The 26920-nt window shown below is 36.2% G+C and carries 18 protein-coding genes; 13 read left to right on the top strand and 5 right to left on the bottom strand.

The features are described 5' to 3' along the window. The first annotated feature begins 96 nt into the window (after positions 1-96). From MTO68_RS12780 to MTO68_RS12765, 4 genes are all read left to right on the top strand, one after another. Positions 97-1092 (top strand): alpha/beta hydrolase, encoded by a 996-nt coding sequence (locus tag MTO68_RS12780; RefSeq protein WP_244012761.1) that lies wholly within the window; start codon positions 97-99, stop codon positions 1090-1092. Between the two features lie 77 nt (positions 1093-1169). Further along, complete coding sequence (locus MTO68_RS12775) at positions 1170-1394, top strand: hypothetical protein (protein ID WP_244012759.1); 225 nt, start codon at positions 1170-1172, stop codon at positions 1392-1394. Between the two features lie 898 nt (positions 1395-2292). After that, complete coding sequence (locus MTO68_RS12770) at positions 2293-2637, top strand: SMR family transporter (protein WP_004821920.1); 345 nt, start codon at positions 2293-2295, stop codon at positions 2635-2637. Positions 2638-2666: 29 nt separating this feature from the next. Further along, complete coding sequence (locus tag MTO68_RS12765) at positions 2667-3233, top strand: TetR/AcrR family transcriptional regulator (protein ID WP_244012757.1); 567 nt, start codon at positions 2667-2669, stop codon at positions 3231-3233. Positions 3234-3374: 141 nt separating this feature from the next. On the opposite strand, the gene putA is transcribed toward MTO68_RS12765, so the two are convergent. Beyond that, positions 3375-7130 carry a trifunctional transcriptional regulator/proline dehydrogenase/L-glutamate gamma-semialdehyde dehydrogenase gene (gene putA / locus MTO68_RS12760; protein ID WP_244012755.1) on the bottom strand — a complete coding sequence of 1252 codons (3756 nt, stop codon included), beginning with the start codon at positions 7128-7130 and terminating at the stop codon, positions 3375-3377. Positions 7131-7250: 120 nt separating this feature from the next. Between putA and MTO68_RS12755 the strand changes: the two genes are divergently transcribed. Beyond that, positions 7251-7748: an Lrp/AsnC ligand binding domain-containing protein gene (locus MTO68_RS12755; protein ID WP_004821915.1), complete on the top strand. Its 498-nt coding sequence runs from the start codon at positions 7251-7253 to the stop codon at positions 7746-7748. Between the two features lie 51 nt (positions 7749-7799). Here the strand turns inward: MTO68_RS12755 and putP are convergent, their stop codons facing one another. Next, positions 7800-9305 carry a sodium/proline symporter PutP gene (gene putP, locus MTO68_RS12750; RefSeq protein WP_004719871.1) on the bottom strand — a complete coding sequence of 502 codons (1506 nt, stop codon included), beginning with the start codon at positions 9303-9305 and terminating at the stop codon, positions 7800-7802. A 374-nt stretch (positions 9306-9679) separates the two neighbouring features. Here putP and aspA point away from each other — a divergent pair, with 374 nt between their 5' ends. Together aspA and MTO68_RS12740 are read left to right on the top strand one after the other, a co-directional pair. Next, positions 9680-11131, top strand: coding sequence for an aspartate ammonia-lyase (gene aspA, locus MTO68_RS12745; RefSeq protein WP_056511598.1), 1452 nt, complete (start codon positions 9680-9682; stop codon positions 11129-11131). Positions 11132-11274: 143 nt separating this feature from the next. Further along, the gene (locus MTO68_RS12740; protein ID WP_004719875.1) at positions 11275-12276 is read left to right on the top strand and encodes a DUF4349 domain-containing protein; all 1002 of its coding nucleotides are present in this window, start codon (positions 11275-11277) and stop codon (positions 12274-12276) included. Positions 12277-12330: 54 nt separating this feature from the next. Here MTO68_RS12740 and MTO68_RS12735 read toward each other — a convergent pair whose 3' ends face one another. Next, positions 12331-13032 (bottom strand): Sir2 family NAD-dependent protein deacetylase, encoded by a 702-nt coding sequence (locus MTO68_RS12735; RefSeq protein WP_244012753.1) that lies wholly within the window; start codon positions 13030-13032, stop codon positions 12331-12333. 171 nt (positions 13033-13203) lie between these two features. Here MTO68_RS12735 and MTO68_RS12730 point away from each other — a divergent pair, with 171 nt between their 5' ends. Beyond that, positions 13204-15099, top strand: a complete 1896-nt coding sequence (locus MTO68_RS12730) for a cytoplasmic protein (protein WP_244012751.1) — start codon at positions 13204-13206, stop codon at positions 15097-15099. After that, complete coding sequence (locus tag MTO68_RS12725) at positions 15096-17126, top strand: DUF4034 domain-containing protein (RefSeq protein ID WP_244012749.1); 2031 nt, start codon at positions 15096-15098, stop codon at positions 17124-17126. Before MTO68_RS12730 ends, MTO68_RS12725 begins: the two co-directional genes overlap by 4 nt. A 138-nt stretch (positions 17127-17264) precedes the next feature. Here MTO68_RS12725 and MTO68_RS12720 read toward each other — a convergent pair whose 3' ends face one another. Continuing rightward, entirely contained in the window at positions 17265-17600 is a 336-nt protein-coding gene (locus MTO68_RS12720) for a hypothetical protein (RefSeq protein ID WP_151957638.1), read from the bottom strand. 109 nt (positions 17601-17709) lie between these two features. Continuing rightward, complete coding sequence (locus tag MTO68_RS12715) at positions 17710-19008, bottom strand: MFS transporter (RefSeq protein ID WP_004821900.1); 1299 nt, start codon at positions 19006-19008, stop codon at positions 17710-17712. A gap of 609 nt (positions 19009-19617) precedes the next feature. Here MTO68_RS12715 and MTO68_RS12710 point away from each other — a divergent pair. The 4 genes from MTO68_RS12710 (at position 19618) to MTO68_RS12695 (ending at position 26836) form a co-directional block, all read left to right on the top strand. After that, on the top strand, positions 19618-22695 hold the full coding sequence (locus tag MTO68_RS12710; RefSeq protein ID WP_244012747.1) for a type VI secretion system Vgr family protein: 3078 nt from the start codon (positions 19618-19620) through the stop codon (positions 22693-22695). Further along, entirely contained in the window at positions 22692-24224 is a 1533-nt protein-coding gene (locus MTO68_RS12705; RefSeq protein WP_244012745.1) for a hypothetical protein, read from the top strand. The genes MTO68_RS12710 and MTO68_RS12705 overlap by 4 nt, the downstream gene beginning before the upstream one ends. Positions 24225-24228: 4 nt before the next feature. After that, positions 24229-25296 carry a PoNe immunity protein domain-containing protein gene (locus MTO68_RS12700; RefSeq protein ID WP_244012743.1) on the top strand — a complete coding sequence of 356 codons (1068 nt, stop codon included), beginning with the start codon at positions 24229-24231 and terminating at the stop codon, positions 25294-25296. Positions 25297-25471: 175 nt separating this feature from the next. After that, positions 25472-26836, top strand: coding sequence for a hypothetical protein (locus MTO68_RS12695; protein ID WP_244012741.1), 1365 nt, complete (start codon positions 25472-25474; stop codon positions 26834-26836). Positions 26837-26920 lie beyond the last annotated feature (84 nt).

Raw genomic sequence — 26920 nt, 5'->3', positions numbered from 1 at the left:
AAAGAAAAGGAATTCATTTTTTAAGCTATATTAGGCTCACAATTGAATGTATCGATAATGTGAAAATCACAATGATTGAACATTTTTGAGGTCAAAATGCATAAACTGAAAATTCTTATTTGTACACTTTCACTATTCACACTGTCTGCCTGCCAAAATGTGCAAAAAAATAACAAAATCATTGCCAAGGCATTTGATACTTCAACACATTTTCAACGCTATCTGATGGATAAACATGCGCCAGAGAATGTTATTGTTACCCATAATATGACTTACCAAGAACAACCAAAACTCAGTTTAGATCTCTATCAGCCAAAAGATATTCAACAATTTGAAAAGCGTCCAACAGTGATTTGGATTCATGGTGGTGGTTGGATTTCAGGTGCTAAAGATAATGCAAGAGGATATTTTAAACTGCTTGCAGCACAAGGTTATAATGTTGTTTCTGTGCAATACCAATTTGCACCGCAAGCAATTTATCCAACGCAGTTGTACCAAATCAATAATGCACTGCGATTTATCCAGCAAAATGCAAAACAATACCATATAGATGCTAATCAATTATTTTTAGCAGGGGATTCGGCTGGAGCCAATTTAGCCAGTCATTATGCAGCGCTTCTCACTAACCCAAATTTTGCCAAAGAATCTGGAATTACAGCCTCGATTCAAGCTTCACAACTTAAGGGTTTAATTCTGCATTGCGGAATTTATGATATGAATGCCTTTATCAATACAGCACCAGATGAAATCAAACTGATTGAATGGGGGGTAAATAACCTTGTTCAAGCTTATACAGGTAATCAAAAAGATAATCCTGAATATTTAAAACGTTTATCACCTATACAACATCTTACCAAGAATTATCCGCCTGTATTTATCAGTGGAGGGAATAAAGATTTTCTCACAGATACGCAGTCCATTCCTTTTGTAAAAGCGTTGCAAGAAAAGCAAATCCCTGTTCAAGCTGTTTTCTACCCTGAATCAAAAGAATGGTTGGTCCATGAATATCAATTTTTCTTGGGCAAAAAGGCGAGTCAGCAAACGTTTGATCAAACTATTTTGTTTTTGAAGAAAAATGTTGATTCAAAATAAACTCAAAAAATAATGATTTAAACTGAATTGTCATAAAAGCATGTTATAAAAAATAAAATTGTAGCGAGAAATGAAAGATGGAAATCAGTGTAAAGCAAATCAACAAGCGTATAGATGAATTTCAAGAATCAAGTAAGAAAGCATCAACTTTAGAAATTGGCTATAAAACCTATGCCAAATTAATGAATGAAGATAAATTTGCAGATGCCCTCAAGAAAGATCCGCATAACACAATGGTTCGTTACTACAAAGATATAAAAATTAAATTGGTCACAGAAAAACATCATTTTGAGGTGAAATAAGCTTTTTAATAAATAGAATAACAATTTTTAAAATTTACAACTCAAGGAATGAGTGTAAATTTTTTTATCATTTTGCATGAGAAAAAGTAATATATCTTTTAAACACTTAGTTGATCCTATAGTGATCACTTTTTGCCTTATACACTTAAAATTTAATATACATAAAGCATTGGTATGCGCGCTTATTGTTAAACACAACTTGTAACACTTCTATCTAAATCCTTCATTTTTTTAATTTTATTTGAAGAGTGTATCTAAATATTTCATTTTTTTGATTTTTTTATCATATGTTTAAAACATTAAAAACATAGTTTGTTAAGATAATTTAATTAATTCGGGTAATTTTTTATCAGCGGAGTTTGATGTTTATTCTTGTGATATGGGTATCAAAACCTAAAGAATAACTGAATAAAAACAACTATATGATAATATTTATCATTTGGAATGGCTCATTTTAATATCTATTTGTGCTGTAAAAGTAGACGTTTAGACTCATTTTTTAAGTGTTTTTTAATTTAAGCAGACTTAATGATCTTACAAATTGTGACAAGATATATTAAAATAGATTTTGGTTTATTTTGTGACGAAAATAATGGAAATTTTAAACTTTATAAAGAGTTTCAACACGGTAAACACGTATTTAATTTTGGCGGTCATTGCCTTGTTGTTTATAATTTCATTTTTCTATTTTATTCATCCTACCTGATTAAGTAGAAAATTGAAGAAAAAAGGTGAGTATCATATTGATAACTCGCCTTTTTTTATAAAATAATTTTTATCAAAGTGAAATTGCTTATTATTCATCAAATTTAATGGCTGAGATTACAAATCGCTAAAGATTGTATTGTAAATTGAATTTATATAACATACCAATCAAATGGTATCTTTTGATGAATTTATGAATTCTATACTTTTTGCCTATAGTTTATTGGCGGTCGCTATCATCGCTGAAGTAACAGGTTCAACATTCTTAGTGAAATCCCAAGGTTTCACAAAGTTGGTCCCAAGTTTACTGGTGGTATTTTTTTATGTGATTTCTTTTTATTTACTGTCTCAAGTGATTAAAACGATTCCATTAGGTATTGCTTATGCAATTTGGGCTGGTGTCGGTATTATCCTGACTGCTTTGGTGGGTTATTTCATTTTCAAACAAAGCTTAGACTTTGCTGCAATTGCAGGCATTGGATTAATTATTTCAGGTGTATTGGTGATTAATTTATTTTCAACATCAGCAGGACATTGATAAAAGCACGAAGCAGGTAAGATTTGAGTATGGATAAAATTGTAGAAAATGCTTATCAACGTAAAAAAGATCCTGAAGGTGTTAAAAAATTAATTTTAGCCAACACGATGAGTTTAGTTGCTGAACACGGTGTAAATGGCGTGTCGATTCAAAGTATTGCAACACGTTCAGGTGTAACGAAAGGTGGTGTATTTCATCATTTTGCCAATAAACAAGTTTTGATTGAGGCCATGTTGGAAGAATTAATCCAACAACTGGACCAGCAAGTCAGTCTAGCAATTGAACAAGATCCAGTCACTTATGGCTGTTTTACACGTGCATATATTGCTGTCACCTTAAGTTCTTCATTTGGGGTCAACACGGTATGGAGTGCTTTAAGCATGACATTGATGACTGATAAATCTTATAGTGAGAAGTGGGATCAATGGCTGACACGGCGATTGTCTCAACATGCTGCAACGGATGATTCTGCCACATTAAAAATATTACGTTATGCAGCGGATGGGGCATGGTTTGTAGAAAGTCTCTCCCCAAAAATGCAGGATGATTATGAGGAAATTAAACAGCAATTGTTATTAAGGACTTATCCTGAATAGTGATTCATTTGCTCAGATTTTTAAGCAAAACCAATAGCTGCAAACTAAAATAACGTTCCTAAATAAAAAAAACCAAGTCAAATGATATTGACTTGGAATGGAAAACTTTTTTTAAACTGGGTTAAATCATTGCTTTATGATTTATTCACTGCCTAAAGTCATCAAACTTGCATTTCCGCCCGCAGCAGCAGTATTGATGCTGATCGCACGCTCAATAAGTAATGGTGCAAGTGGGATAATTGTATTGGCATCCGCTAAATGAGTTATGCCAACAATTGCGCCTTCACGTTGCGCAATCACAGTCTGTAATTCTTTTAGACCAGCACCTTGATGTAAAACTGCCTCAAACTCTCCAACAGTCACATCATTGATCATCGAAAATTTTTGTTGCAACGCTTTTGGCATACTTTGAATCATTTTTAAAGCAATCGCATCGTCACTTAAAATACAGACTTGCGCATTGAGAGACAAAATTGCATTAAATTGATTCAGCAAAGCCTGTTCTTGTTCTGCGATTGCCAATATCCGATGACGTGATACAACATGATATTGATTCAATTCACCTGTTGGACCTGGAAGCTCATATAAGGCAAGCGGTGATTGATACTGATGCATAGCCCATTGCGCATAGTGCTGTTTTGCCCAAGTGTGAAATTCTGTTTGAATCTCAGATGGTTTTAGATTGAGCTGTTCCGAAATATTTTTTACAGTACCAAAAGGGCGATTGGGTAGGGCTGTATGCTGCATCAATTTATATAAATAAATCGGACCACCAGCTTTAGGCCCTGTTCCTGACAAACCTTCACCACCAAAAGGTTGTACGCCTACAACGGCACCTACAATATTACGGTTAATATATAAGTTACCCACTTCCGCATGTTCAATGGTGGTTTGAATAGTTTCATCGATACGTGTATGTAAACCCATGGTTAGGCCATATCCTTTTGCATTGATATGTTCTAACAATTGCTTTAATTCACCATATTTATAGGTAATAACATGCAATACAGGTCCAAAAACTTCACGTTTTAAATCATTCAGATTTGGAAGCTCAATCACTGTCGGGACAATAAATGTGCCTGCATTTAGATCAGATGTTGGTGTTTCATAAGCAAGTTGATGTATTGCATAGCCTTTGCTCCGCATCATTTCGATATGTTTTTCAATATTCTGTTGCGCTTCACCATCAATCACTGGACCTATATCTGTTTTAAGCAAAATAGGTTGTCCAATGTTGAGCTGTTGCATGGCACCTTTAAGCATCTTAATCAAGGTTGCTGCATTGTCTTCTTGAACGCACAATACTCGGAGGGCAGAGCAACGTTGACCAGCGCTATCAAATGCTGAATTTACTGCATCAATTACGACTTGTTCTGTCAGCGCAGAAGAATCTACGATCATCGCATTTTGGCCACCCGTTTCAGCAATCAAAGGAATCGGTTGACCTGTTGGACTCAGGCGTTGTGCTACGGTTTTTTGTAAAATCTTAGCAACTTCAGTGGAACCTGTGAACATAATGCCTTGAATACGCTCATCTTGGCTGAGTTTTGCCCCAACTGTTTCACCACGACCAGGAAGTAATTGTACTACTGATTTTGGAACTCCTGCTTCCCATAAGATTTGAATTGCTTGTGCTGCAATTAATGGGGTTTGTTCAGCAGGTTTAGCAATTACGGTATTTCCTGCAACAAGTGCTGCTGAAATTTGTCCAGTAAAAATTGCAAGCGGGAAGTTCCAAGGGCTGATACATAAAATTGTACCCAATGGGCTGAGTGTGCCATTATCCTCAATGCTTTGCATTTGTGCTGCATAGTATCTAAGGAAATCAACGGCTTCACGTACTTCAGCAATACCATTACTATAAGTTTTACCACTTTCACGGCACAGTAAAACCATCAGTTCCTGAATACGCGATTCCATAATCGTAGCAGCTTTGAGCAATAACTCTGCACGAAAATCTTGAGATGCATTTTTCCAATTTTCAAAAGCTTGATGAGCGTTATCTAAGGCCAAATCGACTTGTGCTGTTTCTGCTTCGATCACATAACCAACTAGATCTGAATGATCAGCTGGACTACGGATTTCTTGCGAATTTATTTCAGCTAAGTCTTGTAAATCAAGCTGATCGACAAGGCTATAACTGTTCCACTGGTGTTTTAAATAGTGTTGAACAGTTTGATTTAAATCTTGTAATTTACTGTCATCAGCTAAGTCTAAACCTTGAGAGTTTTGGCGTATGCCTTGATATAAATCATGAGGAAGCGGAATAGCGGGGTGTTTTAACCCGACTGCGTGCTCTTTTTCTGCAGTATGTAAAATCTCTTGAACTGGGTTTTCAATCAAGTCTTCAATTTTAATATTTTTATCTGCAATACGGTTAACAAATGAGGTATTCGCACCATTTTCCAATAAACGTCGAACCAGATAGGCCAATAAGGTTTCGTGATTACCGACAGGCGCATAAATACGACATGGAACCCCTAATTTCTGATCTGAAACCTTGCCTACCACTTGTTCATAAAGTGGTTCACCCATGCCATGTAAGCATTGGAATTCATATTGACCAAGATAATATTTTTGTGGATCTGCTAACTCATAAATAGTGGCAAGTGTTTGCGCATTATGTGTTGCAAATTGCGGATACACCTGATCAGGCGCAGCCAATAGTTTTTTTGCACAAGCAATATAAGACAAATCTGTATGCACTTTACGGGTAAAGACTGGGTAGTCAGACATACCGTCAATTTGTGCTTTTTTGATTTCACTGTCCCAGTAAGCACCTTTGACCAGACGAATCATTAAACGTTTTTGACTACGTTTTGCCAGATCAATAATATAATCCACCACATAGAAACAACGCTTTTGATAGGCTTGGATCACAAAGCCTATACCTTTCCAGTTTGCCAGTTGTGGCTCAAAGCATAAACGCTCAAGTAATTCTAAAGACAGCTCTAAACGATCCGCTTCTTCTGCATCAATATTGAGACCAATATCATAGGTCTTAGCTAAAAGTGCTAAATTTAAAATACGAGGATAAAGTTCATGATGCACACGTTCGGTTTGAGAACGTTGATAACGTGGATGTAAAGCCGAAAGTTTAATTGAAATTCCAGGGCCGGTATAAACATCTTTACCTTCAGACGCTTTACCTATGGCATGAATCGCTTGTGTATAGTCTTCGAAATAGCGATCTGCATCGTGTTCAGTCAGTGCTGCTTCACCAAGCATGTCATAAGAATAACGGAAACCTTTGTCTTCAAGAGTTTTGGCATTGTCCAAAGCCTCTTCAATGGTTTCACCAGTAACAAACTGTTCACCCATCATACGCATTGCTGCATCAACTGCTTTACGGATGATGCCTTTACCTGTACGTGCTAAGAGCGAGGTGAGGATCCCCGAAAGGCTGGTTTGTTTAGGTGTTTCCATCAGTTTGCCAGTCAGCATGAGTCCCCATGCAGCAGCATTGACAAACATGAGATTACTTTGGCCTAAATGATCTTTCCAGTTACCTTGATTAATTTTATCGCGAATCAATAAGTCTCGGGTCGCACTATCAGGGATACGTAACAAGGCTTCAGCCAAGCACATCAATGCGATGCCTTCTTGTGAAGACAATGAAAACTCTTGCAGCAGACCTTGTACGATACCTGCTTTGCCTGACGAACTTTTACGGTCACGTAAGCTATGCGCTAAGTTAAATGCAATGTCATAAATTTTCTGATTCATTTCTTCAGAAATTTGACTGTGCTCAAGTAAGTTTTCAACGCATTCCGATTCAGTACGACGCCACGCATGATTGATTTCTTCTTCAAAATCAGTTTTGTCTTTAAATTCGGTAATGTAATCCAAACTTGGAAGTAGGTTTGCATTTAAAACTTGAGGCGAATCCATATTCATTGTCAACGTCCTGTGACTAGCAAATATTTTTGTTGAGCAGATGGGTTTATATAATTTATGATTACAGAATATTTAGTGAATAACTCACTATAATTTGAATAATATTTAGAGAATTATTCTATGGAAAGTGCTTATTTAAGCTTGGATCGTATAGATATTCGGATTTTGGATATTTTGCAAAAAGATGGAAAAATTTCCAATATTAAGTTGGCTGAAAAAGTTAATTTATCCCCAACAGCCGCGCTTGCTCGGGTGCAAAAATTGACAGGAGAAGGATTTATTTTGGGCTATGAAGCAAAACTAAATCCGAAAATGTTAGGCGCTAATTTTGTGGTATTTGTTGAGATTCTTTTAGACAAAACCACACCCAATGCTTTGGATGCTTTTTCAGATGCAATCGTACAATATCCAGAAATTATGGCATGTCATATGATTAGTGGTGGTTTTGATTTTTTAGTGAAAATTCGGTGTGCAGATATGGAGGAGTTCCGTCGTATTTCAGGGCAGGTCCTGTGGCAATTGCCTGGGGTAAAGGAAACGCGTAGTTATCCAGTGATGGAAGTGATTAAAGACAGTTCACAATTACATTTAAATTTTAAAGCGAAAGTAAAGAAATAGAAAAGGGGCATGAATGCCCCTAACTCTAATGATTTATTCAAACATTTGAATTTACATATTTTTCATTTCACGGTTATAAATTTGCTCAGCATTTTCAAAACGATCAATTACTTCTTTTTCAGGGGCTTTGTCCATTAAACTGACCACAATGATGCTGATGAAAGAAAGCACAAAGCCTGGCACGATTTCATATAAACCAGTATGCGCCATGGTGTTTTTCCAAACAATTACGGTTACAGCACCGACAATGATACCGATCAATGCGCCATTTAAAGTCATACGTTTCCAAAACACAGACAATAAAATAAGCGGACCAAATGCTGCACCAAAACCAGCCCATGCATAAGCCACTAGACCAAGTACCTTACTTTCTGGGTTAAATGCCAAGATGATCGCGAGCACTGAAATGGCTAAAACCATTAAACGACCGACCCAAACCAACTCATTTTGTGAGGCTTTTTTACGAAGAAAAGATTTATATAAATCTTCAGTTAAGGTACTTGAGCATACCAAAAGCTGACAGCTTAAGGTACTCATGACAGCGGCTAAAATAGCGGCTAAAACAACACCAGCAACCCATGGATTAAATAAGATTTTGGTTAATTCCATAAACACTGTTTCTGGATTTTTTGCCACAATTGCAGCTGACGGAATATCAGGATGTGCTTGGAAATAAGCAATACCAACATAACCTACAGCAACAGCGCCCGCTAAACATAGAATCATCCACGCCATACCAATACGACGAGCATTAGGAATGGTTTTCACTGAATCTGCTGCCATAAAACGGACTAGAATATGCGGTTGTCCAAAATAGCCTAAGCCCCATGCCATTGATGAAATGATGGCGATAAAACTGACCCCTTGGAACATATTTGCTGCATGTGGACGTGCAGTTTCAATCAATTGATTGACATGTTGTAAATCACCGACTGCCAAGAAAGTCATAATCGGTGCCAACAGTAATGCAAAAATCATCAAGCCCGCTTGAAATGTATCCGTCCAACTGATCGCAAGGAAGCCACCAATACACACATAACTGATGGTTGCAATCGCACTGACCCAAAGAGCAGTGGTGTAGTTCATAGCAAAAATACTTTCAAATAAACGTGCACCTGCCACCATGCCTGAAGCACAGTAAATACCAAAGAAGATTAAAATGACCAGCGCAGAAATGATACGGATCACTTTCTTTTTATCACCAAAACGGCTGGTGAAATAATCTGGTAATGTTAATGCATTATTTTGTATTTCAGTATGGACACGTAAACGGCCTGCGACCAAATACCAGTTGAGCCAAGCACCAATAATGAGCCCGATTGCGATCCATGATTCAGATAATCCAGTCAGGTAAATTGCACCTGGGAGTCCCATGAGTAGCCAGCCACTCATATCCGATGCACCTGCTGAAAGTGCAGTGACAAAACTCCCTAAACTTCGACCTCCCAAAATATAATCTGAGAAATCGGTGGTTTTTCTATAGGCATATAAGCCTATACAAACCATTGCAATGATATAAAAGATAAACGTGACAACTGTGGGGTTGAGTGAGTCCATATTTAATTCAGTCCTTGTGGAGTAAATCTCCAAGTTTTATTTTTTATCGCATAAGTTTCACGAGCGAATTCTTTCACACAACTAAAAAATATCGCTGTGATTTTTATAAGGTGATTGTGCAAGATTTATGTATCCGATTGTAACTTTAGATACAAATGCAAAAAATCAGCAATTTATATCCAAAAAAATTCTACTGGGAGTGTTTAGAGACTGTGGGATTATACTTTACGCAAAGTTACATTGTTAACGTTTAATTGATAATTCCATAAAATTGTTTATCGAAATGACATATTTTGCTAGTACAAAAGCAGATAAGAAGGAATATTATTGTAACTGCACAACTATAGTGCATAAATATATAATGAGCAGATCACATGGAAACGGTTCAACCTGAAGTTACAAGAATAGAAAAAGATTTATTGGGAAGTAAAGAAGTTCCTATAAACAGTTATTATGGTATTCATACAATTCGAGCTTTAGAAAATTTTAATATTTCTAAACATACCGTCGGTGAACAAAGCTTTTTTATCCGCGCTTTGGCTCAGGTCAAAAAGGCCTCGGCACAAACCAATTTACAATTTAATAAGATTTCTGAAGAAATCAGTGTAGCGATTCAAAAAGCAAGTGATGAACTGATTGAAAATCCGCAAAATTGGAAAGATGCTTTTCCATCAGATGTCTACCAAGGTGGTGCAGGTACATCGATTAATATGAACACCAATGAAGTCATTGCCAATATCGCATTAGAGTCTTTAGGTTATGCGAAAGGACGTTATGACATCATCCATCCAAATGACCATGTCAATAAATCTCAATCGACCAATGATGTCTATCCCACCGCATTACGTTTAGCAACTTACTATTCACTGGATTTGTTATTTGAAAAAATCAATAATTTGATTAGTTCACTAACATTAAAATCTGCTGAGTTTCAGTATGTGTTAAAAATGGGACGGACCCAGTTACAAGATGCTGTCCCAATGACATTAGGACAAGAGTTTCATGCCTTTGCAACATTACTCAAAGAAGATGTGCGTTTAATTAAAAAAACCCGTGAACTTTTATTAGAAATTAATTTAGGCGCTACTGCGATTGGTACAGGCGTAAATACACCACATGGTTATGCTGCGCAGGTCAATGAAAATTTAAAAGCCTTAACAGGTTTAAACTTAATTGGTGCAGAAGACTATGTTGAAGCGACCAGTGACTGCGGTGTATTTATTATCCTTTCAAGCACCTTAAAACGTTTGGCTGTAAAACTCTCTAAAATCTGTAATGACTTACGTCTATTAAGTTCTGGTCCAAGAACAGGTTTATGGGAAATTCGCTTACCTGAATTACAAGCTGGTTCATCGATTATGCCAGCGAAAGTCAATCCTGTGATCCCAGAAGTCGTCAATCAAGTTGCATTTAAAGTGATTGGTAATGATTTAACCATTACCTTTGCAGCAGAAGCGGGCCAATTACAGTTAAATGTGATGGAGCCTGTGATTGCACTTACCATGAATGAATCAATTGAGTTACTGATCAATGCGATTCAAACCTTGGATGAGAAGTGTATTCAAGGTGTGGTTGCCAATGAAAAAACCTGTTTTGATGCTGTAATGCGTAGTGTCGGAATTATTACCTTACTTGATCCAATTTTAGGTCATGCGAAGTGTGATGAAATTGGGAAGCAATGTATTGCTGAAAATAAAACCATTCAAGAGGTTGTACTTGAACAAGGTTTATTGAGCCAAGAACGTCTAGATGAAATTTTCTCTTTTGAAAATATGATTTCAGAAATTGCAGTACAGCCATATGAAGAAATCGGTAAAGCAGGCTAATTGTTTGAATTACGCCTGTTGATCCGTGTAAAAAACGCTGATAAATACAGCATTTCGGTGCTGTATTTTTATGCATGGTAAAAAAAGTAAAGTTTCTTTATAATTCAACAAAATTTAAAATCACCAACAAAAGTCAATAATCTATGAATAATAAACATTTAATTCTCGCCTTAAGCTTGGTACTTCTTTCTGGATGTGCAAAAAAATCGGAAGAAGCTGCTGAAAGTTCGGCGTCTGCTCAAGATGCACAAGTTGTTGCTCAGGATGCTGCACAAGCGGCTGATGCCGCAGAAAAAAGTGCTGAACAAGCTACTGAAAATTCTGTTGATACCACACCTGTGACTGAACAAAAACCTGAAACTATTTTAAGTACCGATGTCAGTCAAGCAGAAAAAGCACGTCGTATGGTGCGTGAAGCTCAGGTTAATTTTACCGCCAAAGATGTGGTTAAAACTGCTTTAGAAATTGATAAGCTCACTTTTCAAGCGGGTGGCTTTATAGAGCAGAAAAATATCAGTTTTGATGTACTCGATGTAAAAACACAAAAAATTGCGGATGGTAAAATCCGAGTTTTTGAAAAAGTTGATCCGCATGCGGAGATCATTGTCAGAGTACCGAGTGATAAAGCTGCGGTATATGTCAATCAGTTATTGCCATTGATGTACTTTTTAAATCAACAACAATATTCTGCAAAGCGGTTTGAGTTAAAGCTTTTAGAAGAAAAAATTGGACAAACTCAAACTGTACCTAGTGATACAAAACAATCACAGCTGAATGAAATTTCCCGTTTAACCCAACTTGAAGTTCAAGATCGGGTGCGTTTTAGCACGATTAGTATTGCCATTAAGCAACCTGCAATGGTGAGAGAAAGTCTGGATGTTGATGTTGCTGCTGTGGCACGCTTAAACGGTGATAATTTTTGGAAGCGTGCTTGGGAAGGTGTTCAATATGGCTGGCAATTTATTTTGGATTTATTGGTTATTTTAGTCACCATTTGGCCACTTTATTTACTGGTATTTCTTGGCTTGATTATTTATCGAGTGATTAAGCCTTTAATGAATAAATTATTTGATGATTCATCTTCGACTAAACCTTCTAAAGATGTGAAAAAAGATCAGAGTAATTCTACAGATGACAATGCATGATTTTACTTAGTGCTATGCTGTAATTTTTAAAGCCAGTGCAATTGCACTGGCTTTTTAATGTGTTGTCAGTTTTTCAAAAAGCTGTTGCATCCCTTCAGTCGCACTCATTTTTAAACATTGGTATTGTTGGGGAACACGCTCATAACTGGCTTGTGGATCAATATAATACGCATCACTGTATTCTGGAATCTCGTGAATCAAACCTGCCACAGGGTAGACGGTTAATGTGGAGCCAATAACAATAAAAATATCAGCATCACGGATCATCTGTACTGCTTCTTCATACGCAGGAACCGCTTCACCAAACCAAACTACATGAGGTCGAAGTGGAAACCCTTCAGGACATTTATGTTGTTCTAGGTCCAATTGCCAACCATCTATAGGATAAAACTCATTTGTGTACTGCGCATTGGGTTTAGAACTTTTAGCAAGGCGGATATTGCCATGTAAATGAATAACCTGTTGGCTTCCTGCACGTTCATGTAGATCATCAATATTTTGAGTAATTACAATGACATCAAAATGTTGTTCGAGTTGAGCAATGATATCGTGTGCTTGATTGGGCTGAGCATTGAGAATATGTTGACGTCGTTCATTGTAAAAACGTTGCACCAAGGCAGGGTTACGCCGCCAAGCTTCAGGTGTAGCCACCTCTTGAATATCATAATTCTCCCATAAGCCATTACTATCTCGGAAAGTGCTGATTCTACTTTCTGCACTCATTCCTGCACCTGAGAAAACTACAATTTTTTTCATAGGATAAACAATTAAAATTTTTAAAATCCTAACATAAATATTGTGAAATATGAGTGAAACGTATTTTCTTAGAATTAATTTGTTATAAAATAACAGCAAGTCATACTTCGATCATTTCGAATATTTTTTATAAAAATCAAATGCACTAGAAATAAGTCAAAATGGAACAGCATGGAAACACGTGATATTGTCAATGCCCCTGAAGTGAAAAAAACAATTGTAGAGCGTAGTCAACGCCGTAAAGATGATCCAGAAATTACTCAGTGGTTTGAAAAAAAATTCTTTGAATATGTGATTAAACAATTCAATCCAGTTTTTTATGTAAATTCGGTCTCTGCTTGGAAAATTTGTCAACTTCCGCAGCCTATTCCTACATGGTTTTTGAACAAGCTTGAACAACAGCCAGAACATCAGATGTTGTATGTTGATCCTTTACATGAACAGATTTTGGAACTGGAAAAGCCCATTTTAGAGTTTTTAAATTCGCGTTTAAAAAGCAATTTAAAAGGCAAATTCATGAAAATGACCTATGAGCAAGTGTTAGACGCTTGGCATAAAGATCATGAAGCAATGAAAAAGCGATTAGAAAAAGGGCAATGGGACAGCAGTGAACAGGCAATTGATGAAGTTTTAACTGTAAATACAGGCAAATTTATTGAAATTACGGCAACAGGAATGTTGTTGCGTAAGGAAATGGCATTTGAATCACGTTATATGCAGCACTGTTTAGGACAGTTTACCAACCTGATTGAATTGAAAGATGGCTATGGTGAATATTATGTAACGCAAAAAGAGCAGGGAATATTTCGTTATTTTAGCTTAAGGGATTCAAGCAATAAACCACATGTTACCATCAGTTTAGAATGGGATGGTGAAGTGTGGTGTATTGAGCAGATTAAAGGTAAGCAGAATCAAGCACCAGTTAAAAAATATGCAGATGATGTCTTATTATTTTTAAATCATATTCTACCAAATAATAATCATAACCCAGATTGTTTAAGCATGGGGATCGTCTATGAACCTGAGATAAATGAGGGTTCAACGGATCATGTCAATCAAGCCTTGTATTTCTATTTTCATGAATTGGATGATCCTTGTAAAATTGAAACGTTATTGATGAAAAATCAACATTTATTGGAACAATATGATCATCAAACCCATGTGATTCAGCATCTTTTGCTGGGACTAAATCGTCCAGAACATATCAGACACCCATCAGAAAAATATATAGAAGAGATCGTTGCTTATACAAATCAACAGCAAGCTGAGAAAAAATTTGATTTAAAGGTTGAGTTAAGTCAAGCAAAATCAAACAAATCGCTGTGGAGCGTGATCTTTAAGCCTTATTTCTGGTTGATTCAGACTTTATATGGTTTAAGCAAGATTCCATTGCTGGGCTGGATGATTAAAATTATCGTCTATATCATTGCCTTGCCTTGGGTGTTGTTTAATTTAAAGCAGGACAATCGTAAGCAATGGATGCTTGCAACTGGTGATCTGATTTATTTTCGTAATCATATTCAATGGTATCAGGTGGATAGCTTAACTTTAGCGCATTTTGAACAGCATCCAGAAATATATAAAAAACATTTAAATCAATTGTTAAATATCAAACAGAAAAAAGTAGGCTCTAAAGAGAAACAGATTCGTTATTTTTTAAATCAATATTTTCAAATCGCTCAATTAGAAAATCTTTATTCAAGTAGTGAATTTGGTACTGCAAGTTATTTAAGAGATATTCTGGTGTTTAGCCATATTCAAAAAATATTGACTATACGGTTATTGGTGCAGTTCTATGAATTACAGGAATATGATGCATGGCAATATATTGTTGCTTCATCGAAGATTATTCAAGACTGTTGTTCTAGCTGGCAGGATATGGGCGAGAAATATGTCGCAGGGCGTGAGCTGTATTTGATGTTTAAACATTCAGATTTTGAAAATTATGATCGCTCTGCAAAGCAAGACTTACACTTATATCAATCCATATATCCCAATAATTGGTCACTTTATTCATGGAATATTGATTTATTCTCAACCCATAATAAAAACAAAGTAGCTGAATGATGATTAAATCTGAATATACCCATGAAGTATTTCGTAAAGATATTCATTGTCCGCAAGGTTTATTGGAAAATAAAAACTATGCAGAATTGGAAAATTTTTTCAATGTGTTATGGCAAAGTCGAAGTCATAAATTGCCGCAGCTTTGGGAAAATGAATGGTTTGATCAGCCCAAACAAATGTTTAAGGACATATTCTTAAATCACGGCATAACAGCATTAAAACATATCAATGAATGGCATTTGGCTTTTCCAGAAAGCTTTTTCCCTTATATTGTTCGTGTGCGTTATTGGGCTTTTTGGGCAGCTGAATATCGTGGGCAAGAATGGTCAAGCAATGTTACAGATGAAATGTGGGATTGTGCAAGAGAGGCGCAAAAGCAATTGTATGCTTCTGCAATGCAAGCTTTTGCATTTAGTGCGGAGACATGGACAATTGCACTGCATTTATTAAATTCGGCAGTTCACTTGGATGAACCTGAATGGTTTGCAGAGTGGATGCTTAAGCGTCGATATCCTTCAAATTTAGTCCATAAAATAAAACCTTCAGCCCAAGCAATGGCGCAAAAAAGTGGCTTAAATCAAGATTTAAAAATTGATTTACCCCAAGATGTGCCTCAACTTTTACAAAAATATCTAAATTTGAAAGAAGAAATTGATTTACCTCAAGCAGATGCCGCCTTTTGGTTAAAAATATTTATAGAAGAATCAGGTTTTGGCTTGCTTGCAGTAAGAGATTATTGCTGGTATCTCTTGCCACGATGGGGACACGATCATCAGGCCATAATTGATTTTGCTCAGTCGGATTGGTGTCAACATTTTAGCGAAATCGAAAAAAGTGAATTAAATTATATCGTGTGGTTTGATACGCTTGATACAAGTTTTGATAAAGATCAAACACTTGAAATAAAAAAATATATCCAAAAAGCCCAAGCAATCTTAAAACGCCCCTTAACGGAACGTAATCGAGCAGTCATCTATTTAAAATTGGCATATTTCTATTATCTGTTAGATGAAAATGATCCAAGAATTTTATCTTGTTATCAAAATGCTGCAGATTATCCTGTATTTGATGAGTATGAGCTTGATCGCGCAATTTATTTTTGGCGACATAATGCTCAAGATTCAGATTTTCTAGGCCGAATTGCATTGTCCAATCGGAAGCGTCTTGCCAGTGCTGCGGTTCTTTATGGTTTTCTATGCCAACATGGTTGGTCTAGTGTTGAAAAAAATCCATTGGTTGCTCAATCTTGGTACGAACAGGCAAAATTATTAGAAGCACCAAAAGCTTATCCTGAAGGGCGCTACTGTTGTTTTTTCCGTGTCGCAAACAATTTTGATGATGATCACGGCTATATTTTTATCATTGATTTATTACATCAAGGTGCAGATTTAGGTTTTGTATATTGTTGCTTTAGCGCGGGTTATATTCATTCTTTGGCTGAACATGCCTTATATGATGTGAATCAAGAACTGTATTATGCAAAAAAAGCAGCAGACCAAGGTCATTATATTGCCATGTATAATATGGGCATACACTATCTAAATTTAAGTATGGATGAAAACCAATCTCAACCTAAAGAATATTTAAAAAAGAGCTTAGGGTATTTTGAACAGAGCCGATTAGGCTTAGAGAAGTCGCAACAAGATCATCGTTATATTAATTCTGATTTGCTGAATGATCTGATTGATATTTATGTCACGCGCTTATTTAATTTTAGCTATTATCCTGAAATTGCAGAGCAAATAATTACAGTTTTAAAAACAAAAGCATATAAACGCCATATTGCTGCAATGTGTGCGATAGCAAGACTACATTTTGATCTTAAAAATCGACCTCATTATTATGACTATGCTGAAGCAGTTAAGTGGTGTCAGGCGGCTTATCTACAAGATCCAGAGCATGACCTTGTCAAAGAGGTTTTATATGAAATCATGGGAAATACCAAGCGCAGTATCAAAAAGTATAACCAAACAATTACCAATATCACTGCTTCAGACATACCTGGACGCCAAGATGTTTTAATTTAGTTGATTTCTATTGATTTATTATTAACACATAAAGTCTAAGGATTTGATCCCTCTAAATTTAGAGTATCAAAATAAGGGCATAAAGCGCATGACATTTAGAAGGGTGAGCGGATTCTAATGTCATGATTTATTTTTAAATTATTCAATAAATTTGATTTGTTTAATGAAGTAAAAAGATTCATCTGCACTAGGACCAGCAACTCGATCTGCATTTTTTTCAAATTGAATATCTGCTTGGACCTTTTTTTCAATATATTCCTTTTTTAAAATTTGACCGCCTGTTTCTTCATCATGGTCAAACCATTGCCCGCACTTTTGATTGCAATATGCGTAAATGGTTTTACCTTGGGTATTTTTTAACAGCAAACCATTGTCATCAACACCACCGCCATTGGTTAGTATATAGTTTTGTGTTTTAGCATAGGCAAAATGACTGATTGAAATACAGGTAAGAACAAACAATATTTTTTTCATCTTTTCCTCAAGATTTAATAAGACTTTATTGTATATACACGGATATTTTACAACAAAAGACATGTATTAAAAGAAAAGGTCTGTAAAAACAGACCTTAAAATACTGAGCTTAATGATCATGGTGTAAATATTTTGGCTGTTTAGGGAGTTGCATACTACAGAAAAGACAAATAATCAGCATGACAATCACGTAAACAAAGAAGCTATTCTCATGACCGAGATCTTTTAACTTTAATGCAACAGCCGGAGCAGAACCACCAAAGATTGCATTACCGACTGCATAAGCAAAACCAACTCCCAAGGCTCGAATATGTGGCGGGAACATTTCTGCTTTAACTAAACCACTAATTGAAGTATAGAAACTGAGTAACATCATTAAGAAGATCAGTAATAATGTTACGATAAAAGCTGAACCACTAAAGTACGGCATCGCAATGACCATGACAGGATAGATAAAAATGGCACAGCTGCTACTAAAGAGCATCATTGAAGCACGACGACCGATTCGATCTGCCAGCATCCCGAACAAAGGTTGCGCACACATAAATACAAATAGAGCAATGGTCATCATATAGCCGACCGTTTTATCGGCAAAACCAAGGCTGGTGATATAGGTTTTTGAATATACTGTGATGATATAAAAACACAATGAACCCGCAGAGGTATAACCAACAACCAGTAGGAACGTATTCCAGTTCTTGCTGAGCAATTCTTTTAAACTGCCTGAACCCTCTTTTGCACTATCATCTTCAGATAAGGTTTCTTTTAAATGTCGACGTGCAAAGAATGAAAGAATGGCAACGACACCACCAATAACAAATGGAATACGCCAGCCACCATCCATTAATTGTTCTTTAGACATAAGGGCCAACATAATCACGCCTAAAAGGCTTGCTAAAAGTTGTCCACCAGACAGCGTGACATATTGAAAAGAGGAATAGAATCCTCGTTGACCTTTTAAAGCAACCTCGCTCATATAGGTCGCAACAGTACCATACTCACCACCTACTGAAAGTCCTTGTAACAGACGTACAGCCAATAATAGAAATGGTGCTGCCATACCGACTTGATCATAAGTCGGGAGTGCTGCAAATAAAAATGAACTGATCGCCATTAATGTAATAGAAATGATCATGGATTTTTTACGTCCATAGGTATCGCCAATCCAGCCAAAAAGCCAACTGCCTATGGGCCGCATGAAAAAACTAGCAGCAAAGACGCCCCACACATAAATTGCTTTTGTGGAGTCATCCATATCTGGAGCGGTTAATGCGTGGGTGAAATAGGTTGCGAATGCTGCATAAATATAGAAATCAAACCATTCCACCAAGTTACCAGAAGCAGCCCCAACGATAGCCATAACACGATTACGTTTTTCATGTGGCTGATAAATATGTGTTTCAGTCATAAAATATCCTTATTATGCTGCTACGGTTTTTATGTCTTGAAAATGTGAAAAATCAAATTTTTTGCATTTCAAACTGTTTGGATTTTGCATTTTGCATTTTGCATTTTGATTTTAAGATTAAACGATTATACAAATACGGTATTGGTACAAAAAATACACAGCTTAATACAGCTATATCTAAAAATTAATGCACGAATGTTCTTGTTTTAATTTGCGTAATATGAGAATTTATTGATTAATTGCATATTGTAAAAATGAAAAAAATAAATAATTATCAAACTGGGTTTTAGATAGATTTACTTATTATTTAACTTAATTTAAATGAAAAGAACCCTCAAAAGTATTCCGTATTGTAGTTGAGAAAAAATATCTAATTACGATTAGGTGAAATCACATCAATTCGAATGAGACAAATTAGAGAGAAAGAAAATACAAGAATATTTTCAAATGACCAAAGGGCAGATTGATTATCGGCATAATTGACTTAATAAGTTGAAACAAAATGAGACACAATTTATCGTTTTAAAAGCGGCTGTAGACAAGCCTGTCTAGACATTTTATTAAGCTTTTTAGTATAATTCATCACATTCTAAAATTAAATAATAAACTATGTCTAACAATATTTACACTGCTTTAGAGCAACTGGGACTTGGCGCGCAAAAACGTGCGATCCATGTTCTATTTTCAAATTCATCTTTAAATGATCAAGTGTTCCTGCAACGTATTGATGGGACACATACACTTAACTTAGGCCTTAGCCTACAATTAACTTGTCTATCTACATCAGCAAGCATTGCTCTAAAAAACTTTATTGGTAGTCAAGTGGCCGTGGATATTGTTAATGACAAATCTGAGCTGAATCGAATTTCAGGGATCGTAACCAAAGCCGATGTAGGCGCCAGTGACGGTTCTCTTACAATTTATCGCCTTACAGTAGAAGACCCCACAGCACTTTGGAAATATCGTAGAAACTCCAGAGTGTTTATGAATAAATCTGTTGTTCAAGTTGTGGAGGTTCTATTTCAAGAATGGCGAGAGCGAAGTCCATTGTTTGCTTCAAGCCTGACTTTGGATAAAACTGCCTTAACCAAAGACTATGATGTTCGACCATTCATCATGCAGAGCAATGAGCGCGATTTTGACTTTATTCAACGGTTGTTGGCTTCTGAAGGGATAAGTTTCTTAGTCGATGAAGCACAGCATAAGGTTTCTAGTTCTTCAGAGCAGATTCAACCACAGAAACTACGCCTAATCGATCATAATGCGCAATACAAAGCACTAGATCGCCGTAGTATCCGTTTTCACCGTAGCAGTGCTGTAGAAAGACAAGATAACATAACGGCATTTACTGGTTTACGTTCCATTCAGCCTACGGCTGTACATGTACAAAGATGGCAAGCGGATGCTTTAGAACAAGAAGAAGGTGCAGGTTCAGTTCTTACTAAGCATAAGCATTCAGACAATCAGAATGTGGCAAGTTTAGCTTTAGAACAGGCATTTCATGTCAGTCCTGCATGGATACAGGACTTAAAAGGTGAAGATGGTGTAACCAAATCTGGTCATGTCCAAATTGAAAAGCTCAATGAAAACTTGAGTAAATATTTCGATCTACAAGCCAAAAAATTTACTGCTATTTCTACAGTAAGAGATGCATATGTGGGGTATTGGTTTGAATTTAATGAACATCCTGAAATAGATCAGCATTCAGGTGCAGACAAAGAATTTTTGATCACCTCAAAGACATTCTATAATCAGAACAACTTGCCTAAAGACCTGAATGATCAAGTGACAGCATTACTTAAACAAAGTCATTGGCAATTGAACAATATCATCACCAATAACAAAGATGAACGTCAAGCCAATCAGCTTGTATTGCAACGTCGAAGCATCGACATCGTTCCTGAATATAACCCACTGCAACAACGACCTACCACACATCCACAACGAGCAAAAGTTGTCGGGATGGAGGGCGAGGAAATTCATGTCGATGAATGGGGACGTATCAAAGTACGCTTCTTGTTCACTCGAAATGAAGACCATACCCATGATGGCGGTGCAGGTTCAAATGACAATGATACAGATTCGGCTTGGGTCGATGTACTGACGCCTTGGGCAGGAGAAGGCTATGGTGCACGATTCTTGCCTCGTATTGGAGAAATTGTGGTCATTAATTTCTTTGATGGCAATATCGATCGACCGTATGTCGTGGGGCGAATTCATGAAGCACAACGTCATCCCTCCAAATTTGATCATAAAGGCAAATTGCCAGATACTAAAAAATTATCAGGAATAAAAAGTAAGGAATATAAAGGGAGTGGCTACAACCAACTGAGATTTGATGATAGTACAGGACAAATCAGCGTCCAACTGCAAAGTAGTCATTCAGCAAGCCAGCTGAATTTAGGTAATCTCAGTCACCCTAAAGAAACTGACACCAGCGAGGGTCGTGGTGAAGGCTTTGAATTGCGTACAGATCAGTGGGGAGCGCTTAGAGCTAAACAAGGCTTATTGCTTTCTACCTATTCGCAAGATTCAGCGAGTGGTCATCATCTTGATGCACAAGAGACCAAATCACAGCTTGAATCTGGTCTGAATAATTCAAAAGCGTTAAGTGAGGTTGCTAAAAATCAACAAACCGCCCCTTTAGAAATTCTAGATGATCTTAAGCAGTTTATTGAACAAATCGAACAGCAAAGCGAAACTAAGGCAAAAGCATTTAAACAAGCTTTAATGATTTTGACTTCACCCAATTCAATCGCCCTTGCAAGCAATGAAGATGTACATCTTTCAGCAGATGGTCAAATTAGTCACAGTGCAGGCGATAGTATTAACCTAAGTACTCAAAAGAACTTGTTAGCTCATGCACAAAGTAAAATCAGTTTGTTTGCAGCACAGGAAGGTGCCAGATTCTACGCAGGTAAAGGCAAGGTCGAAATACAAGCTCAAGGAGATGGGGCTGATTTGATTGCACGTAAAGGGATTCAAATCATTTCAACTGAAGATGCAATCTATATTACCAGCCCTAAAGAGATTAGATTAGTTGCAGATACCTCAGAATTAAGAATCAATGGCTCAGGTGTGTTTGCCACTACTGGTGGTTTGTTTGAGAGTAAGGCGGGGCAGCATGTTTTGAAAGGAGGTAGCAATTTATCTGCAATCGTACCTGTCTTACCTACAATTAACGTATTGCCAAAGGAATTGGAACTAAAATATGTTTATGAGGATTTAAAACCCGTGGCACAGGCGCCTTTTAATCTTATTTTTTCTGATGGTTCTTCTCTAGAAGGTATATTGGATGCTGATGGATATGCCAAGGTCACTATCCCAGGCGATAAAATACAGCCAAAAGTTTATTATGGTTTTAGTAGTGTTGAGGCAAAGCCTGATAAAGAGAAAGTAGATAATCCATTTAAAGATAAAAAAGTGATGAGCATAACTGAAGCAGAACAACTAATAGAACAATACAATCAACAAGAATTAGATGCATTGTTGGATGATTATTTTCCTGATGAAATTGAAAGTATGATTAATGGGGATACTATTGAGTATGATGATCATGTTGGTGATTATGAAGAACAATTACTAGGGCAAGAAAATAATCACAATGACGAAATAGCTGATGATTTAGAAGAAATATTATTAACCAATTATTCAACTTCTAGATTAGAACTAGGAGATGAAAAATGAATACTGCTGTAGCGAAAGCAACCTCACAAACTGTAAGAGTCACTGCTAAAGGTGAAGAATCAGCAGCTCAATGGATCAAAGGTGTGCTTGATGGAAGTGGTTCAAGTCCTGCACAAATCATTGTTGCAGTGGTGATTGGTTGTATTCCTTTTGTAGGCCAAGGGGTCGATGTCGGGAATGTTATCGTTTCGGTCATAAAAATTGCTGAAAAGCCAGAAGATAAAGATAATTGGTTTGATTTGGTATTTAACCTAGTAGCTTTTGTTCCTGTAGCTGGTGATGGCTTAAAAATTGTTTTTAAGCAATTACGCTCAGGTAAAGCGATGGGCGCAATTTTAGATGCAATCCCAAGTAAGACTATGCGAGGGAATGTAGATAAATGGTTCAGGAATTTAAATTGGAATGCTTACACAAAAGAATTACAAAATACAAGTAACAAAATGATAGATGGTTTAATTGATGTTTTTGACAGTTGGATGACTCGGGCGGTATTGGGTAATGCAAGATTAAAGACCTTAGTGACCCAATTAAATCAAATGAAAAGAGTTGCCAATCAAAAAATTGAGATGGTGATGAAAGAAATGCAAGCTGCTCATGCAAAAGCAATTGCAACCCCTTATCCAAATACCACTGCAAAAGCTCCAATTGTTACAAAAACGCCAGCACCTACACCAGTAGCACAGGCTAAAACACCTGCAACTCCTACCCCAACTCCAAAGGCAAAAACACCATCAACGCCAGCACCTAAAAGTTCAAGAAAACCGAATGAAAAACCAGCACCTAAAACACCACAAAATGGGAATGTACCTAAAAATACAGGTGGTAATAGAGTAAGCCCAGGTAGGAAAAATACTTCAAATCGCCGAAAGCAATTGAAAAGAAGAAAAAGATCAAATAAAGAGTTGGGTTCAGGTGGTGAGCATATCACGGATTACTACTATGTAAGACGTATGAAGAGTCGATCTAAAATCAATCATGATGGCGTGCTTTATGAATATCATGATGATGGTCACAATGGTATAGACCATGTTTGGCATAGCTTAAGATTGGGGCACAAGTATCGTGTAACAGACAGTAAAGCTACTAATGCTCTAAGTCATAGAGCATTAATGACACCCAAAGCCGCAATGATGGCGTTAAAAATGGGGTTAGATGTTTATATGTCTACAGATCAAGATTATAAAGTTAAGAACACAGTAGGTACTACAGTAAGTGATGGTGTTCAGATGTCACATTTATGGATTTCTCGAAAAATTGGTTCATCTAAAATTGTTCCTTCACATAGTTCACTCTTGCGAGAAATCAGAGCGTGGGAGCGTGTACAGTTTAAAGCATCTGTTGAAAAAAGAAGAGGTCAAAGCTTTGCTATTAAATGCCCTTATGATAGAAGCTTGGTTACTATTACTGGCGATAAATTTGACCATCATGAAAAATGTAAAGGACTGGATAAACCTAAATGCACTAGAACTGTAACTGCACATGGCGTTAAATTAGAATTTGTTTTACCAAATGACATGTTGGAGCGATAAAATAATGTCAATAATAGTAAATGATCAAACAATAGATTGGCAAAAATGGGAAAACTTAGAGGTCAATAATGATAAATATTTCAGAGATGGTTATCTATCAATACAAGATTATCACGAAAATTTTGATGAATTATTAAATGGATTATATACAGTTGTAGATGGTTTTAGTAATTATAAAAATGATTCTAAATTTGGTGGATATATTGCATCTGGAAGAAGACGTATTATTGATGCTTTAGACTTAATTTCTTTGCAATATTCAGCTGGGGGTGACATAAACTTTATAAAAGAACTTTATCCTTATTTACTTCATTGGACTGATGAATACGCAGAAACAAGCCATCTCTATAATTTGAGTCCTGATGCTGATGGGCGATTTGTATGGCATATTGCTTTAAATACAGAGGATTATTGGTATATAGCATTACGTTTGATTTGTTTTGGTTTATTGACTGGTTATGCAAATCAAATGGGTCGCGTAATGCCAATTATAGATTACACAGAGGCTGTGCCAGAAGGACAAGATAAAGATGGCTTAATTGAGCGTTTAGTTGCCCCTTTTATTTCTGATAGAGGCGTTCCTCCAACTGAAGCAAGGCGACATTTACCTTATCGAAAATTAATCAAGGTGTTTGACGCAGAAGAGGGTATACGTCCTGAACTTATGTTGCAATATTTAGAAGATTGGTATGATGCTAGTCGTCGAGAACCCTATCATGATCAGCATCCTCAGCCTGATATAAGATCAGGGATTAGTTATTATGGTTATTGGTCATGGGAAGCTGCTGCAGTAACATGGTTATTAAATATCGATGATACAATCTATCGAGAACATCAGTTCTATCCAAAAGACTTGGTTGATTTTGCTAGAAAACAAGCTGAGAATCCAACAGCTGAAATAATAATTGAACGAATTAAAGTAAAAGGTGGAGAGAAATGTTCCAAAACTGGTTATTGGACGACTCCCGCTAAACCTGATACACGACCTTACTTCACACAAGGTGAAATATTACCAACATTATCAGAAACTGATTGGGGTGAAGTATATTGGTATTTTGATGGTGAAAAGTAAAATTTTGAGTTAGTAAAACCATCTATAAAAATATGGTTTTCTTTTTAGTTAGAATAAAATAGTAATGAATTACATATGATAATTATGCTTAATTTTGAAGTAACTAATCGAAAGTGATAATGCACTATTATAATATTCAGCGTATTCATACTCTAAAATCTGAAGGATAAAACTCATGATTAGTTTTATCTGTTTCTTAGTGGGATTACTTAGTTTTTCTCACTTTAGTGTACTCACAATATTAGTTTTTAGCTTAATCACTCTCTACTTATATCGAGTATGTTATTACTTTAACTTTCAAAAACTTCAAACTTACTCATCATATCTTTATGGTGGATTGAGCACAGGGTTAATTTTAAGATTAGGTATTTATTGTTGGTTAAGTCAAAACTATGTATTACTGATAATTATCCTACCAATAATCGGGGTTCTCCTGATTGTGGTTTATGAAGAATTATTTAAAAAACATTATTCTCTTAGTCTTATTGCTTTTGGGGAAAGTGAAGAGCTTTGTACTAAAAAACCAGAGATTAAAAATGATTGTGCGAAAGTATATTTGCAGTTGAAGGACAAAAAACCAAATCCAAGTAGTTTTTATACCTTTAGTCCGAAAGAAGCCTATTTGCTTGAACAATTTAGCGCTTTGCATTTTTTTGAAATTTTACGTAATAATCATCGTCAATTTTTAGATGGTTTAGAGGAGTTATTTGAAATATATATGCATAATCTTCCTTATAACTTAAGAGATTTTCCTTTACCTGAACGTGCAGATATTAATTGGGGTGGTACAGTCTTACCAAACTTTAGGTCCACGATGGATCGGATAGAATATGCTTATATAAAAATAAAATCAGGTGATTTTACTTATCTAAATTGTGTGGGGGAAATTCGTTCGAATGACAAGGGTCTAAGTGAATTTTCTCCACATTGGATGGATGATCTACCTAACGATAAAGTACGACAATGTTGGGATTATTATTCAATTACAAATCGATTTGCCTCAATTATTAGAAATTCTTACCCAAAAAATTGGGATATGGGTTTTCTTGAAGCCGAATTTCCAGAAGCAGCTATATTTCAAGGAATTGATGTTGATTTACCAAGCTCTTATCCAATATATCGGATAAATTTTGAAATAACCGTTAAATCTAATGAGAAAGTAAAAACGACAGGGATTTATATTTGCAAAGAAGACCAGAAGCGGATTGAGTTTATAGCTTCAAGCAAAGAAGAGGATAGAGGGTGGGGAAGTGTAGTACCAATCGGGGTGGATCCAGACACATATGAAACATTGTATGCTGAAGTGAATTGGATATTAATTGAAAGAATTGCTGATGAAGGTGGTTCAGATAATTCTTTGGATGTTGAAAATATAAAGGCCTTATCAAGCCAAAGTTGCCCAAGATCAGGATATTGGTGGAGTCCAGCAAACAAATCTCAATCTCGTTATTTTGAACAAGGAGAAATTTTTCCAAAAATTGAAAATAGTGATTGGGGTGTAACGATTTGGTATTTAGAGATCACCAATAAGCAACAGTGAAATATTTTAAGATTTAACTGCCAGAAATGACGCTTTCATAAAGTGAAACTTGGTTATATTCCAGAACGTCGTATTACATAAAAA

This window comes from Acinetobacter sp. NyZ410 (assembly GCF_022828975.1).
In the GTDB taxonomy this organism is placed as follows: Bacteria; Pseudomonadota; Gammaproteobacteria; order Pseudomonadales; family Moraxellaceae; genus Acinetobacter; species Acinetobacter guillouiae.
This window is presented reverse-complemented; position numbering and strand designations above follow the sequence as displayed.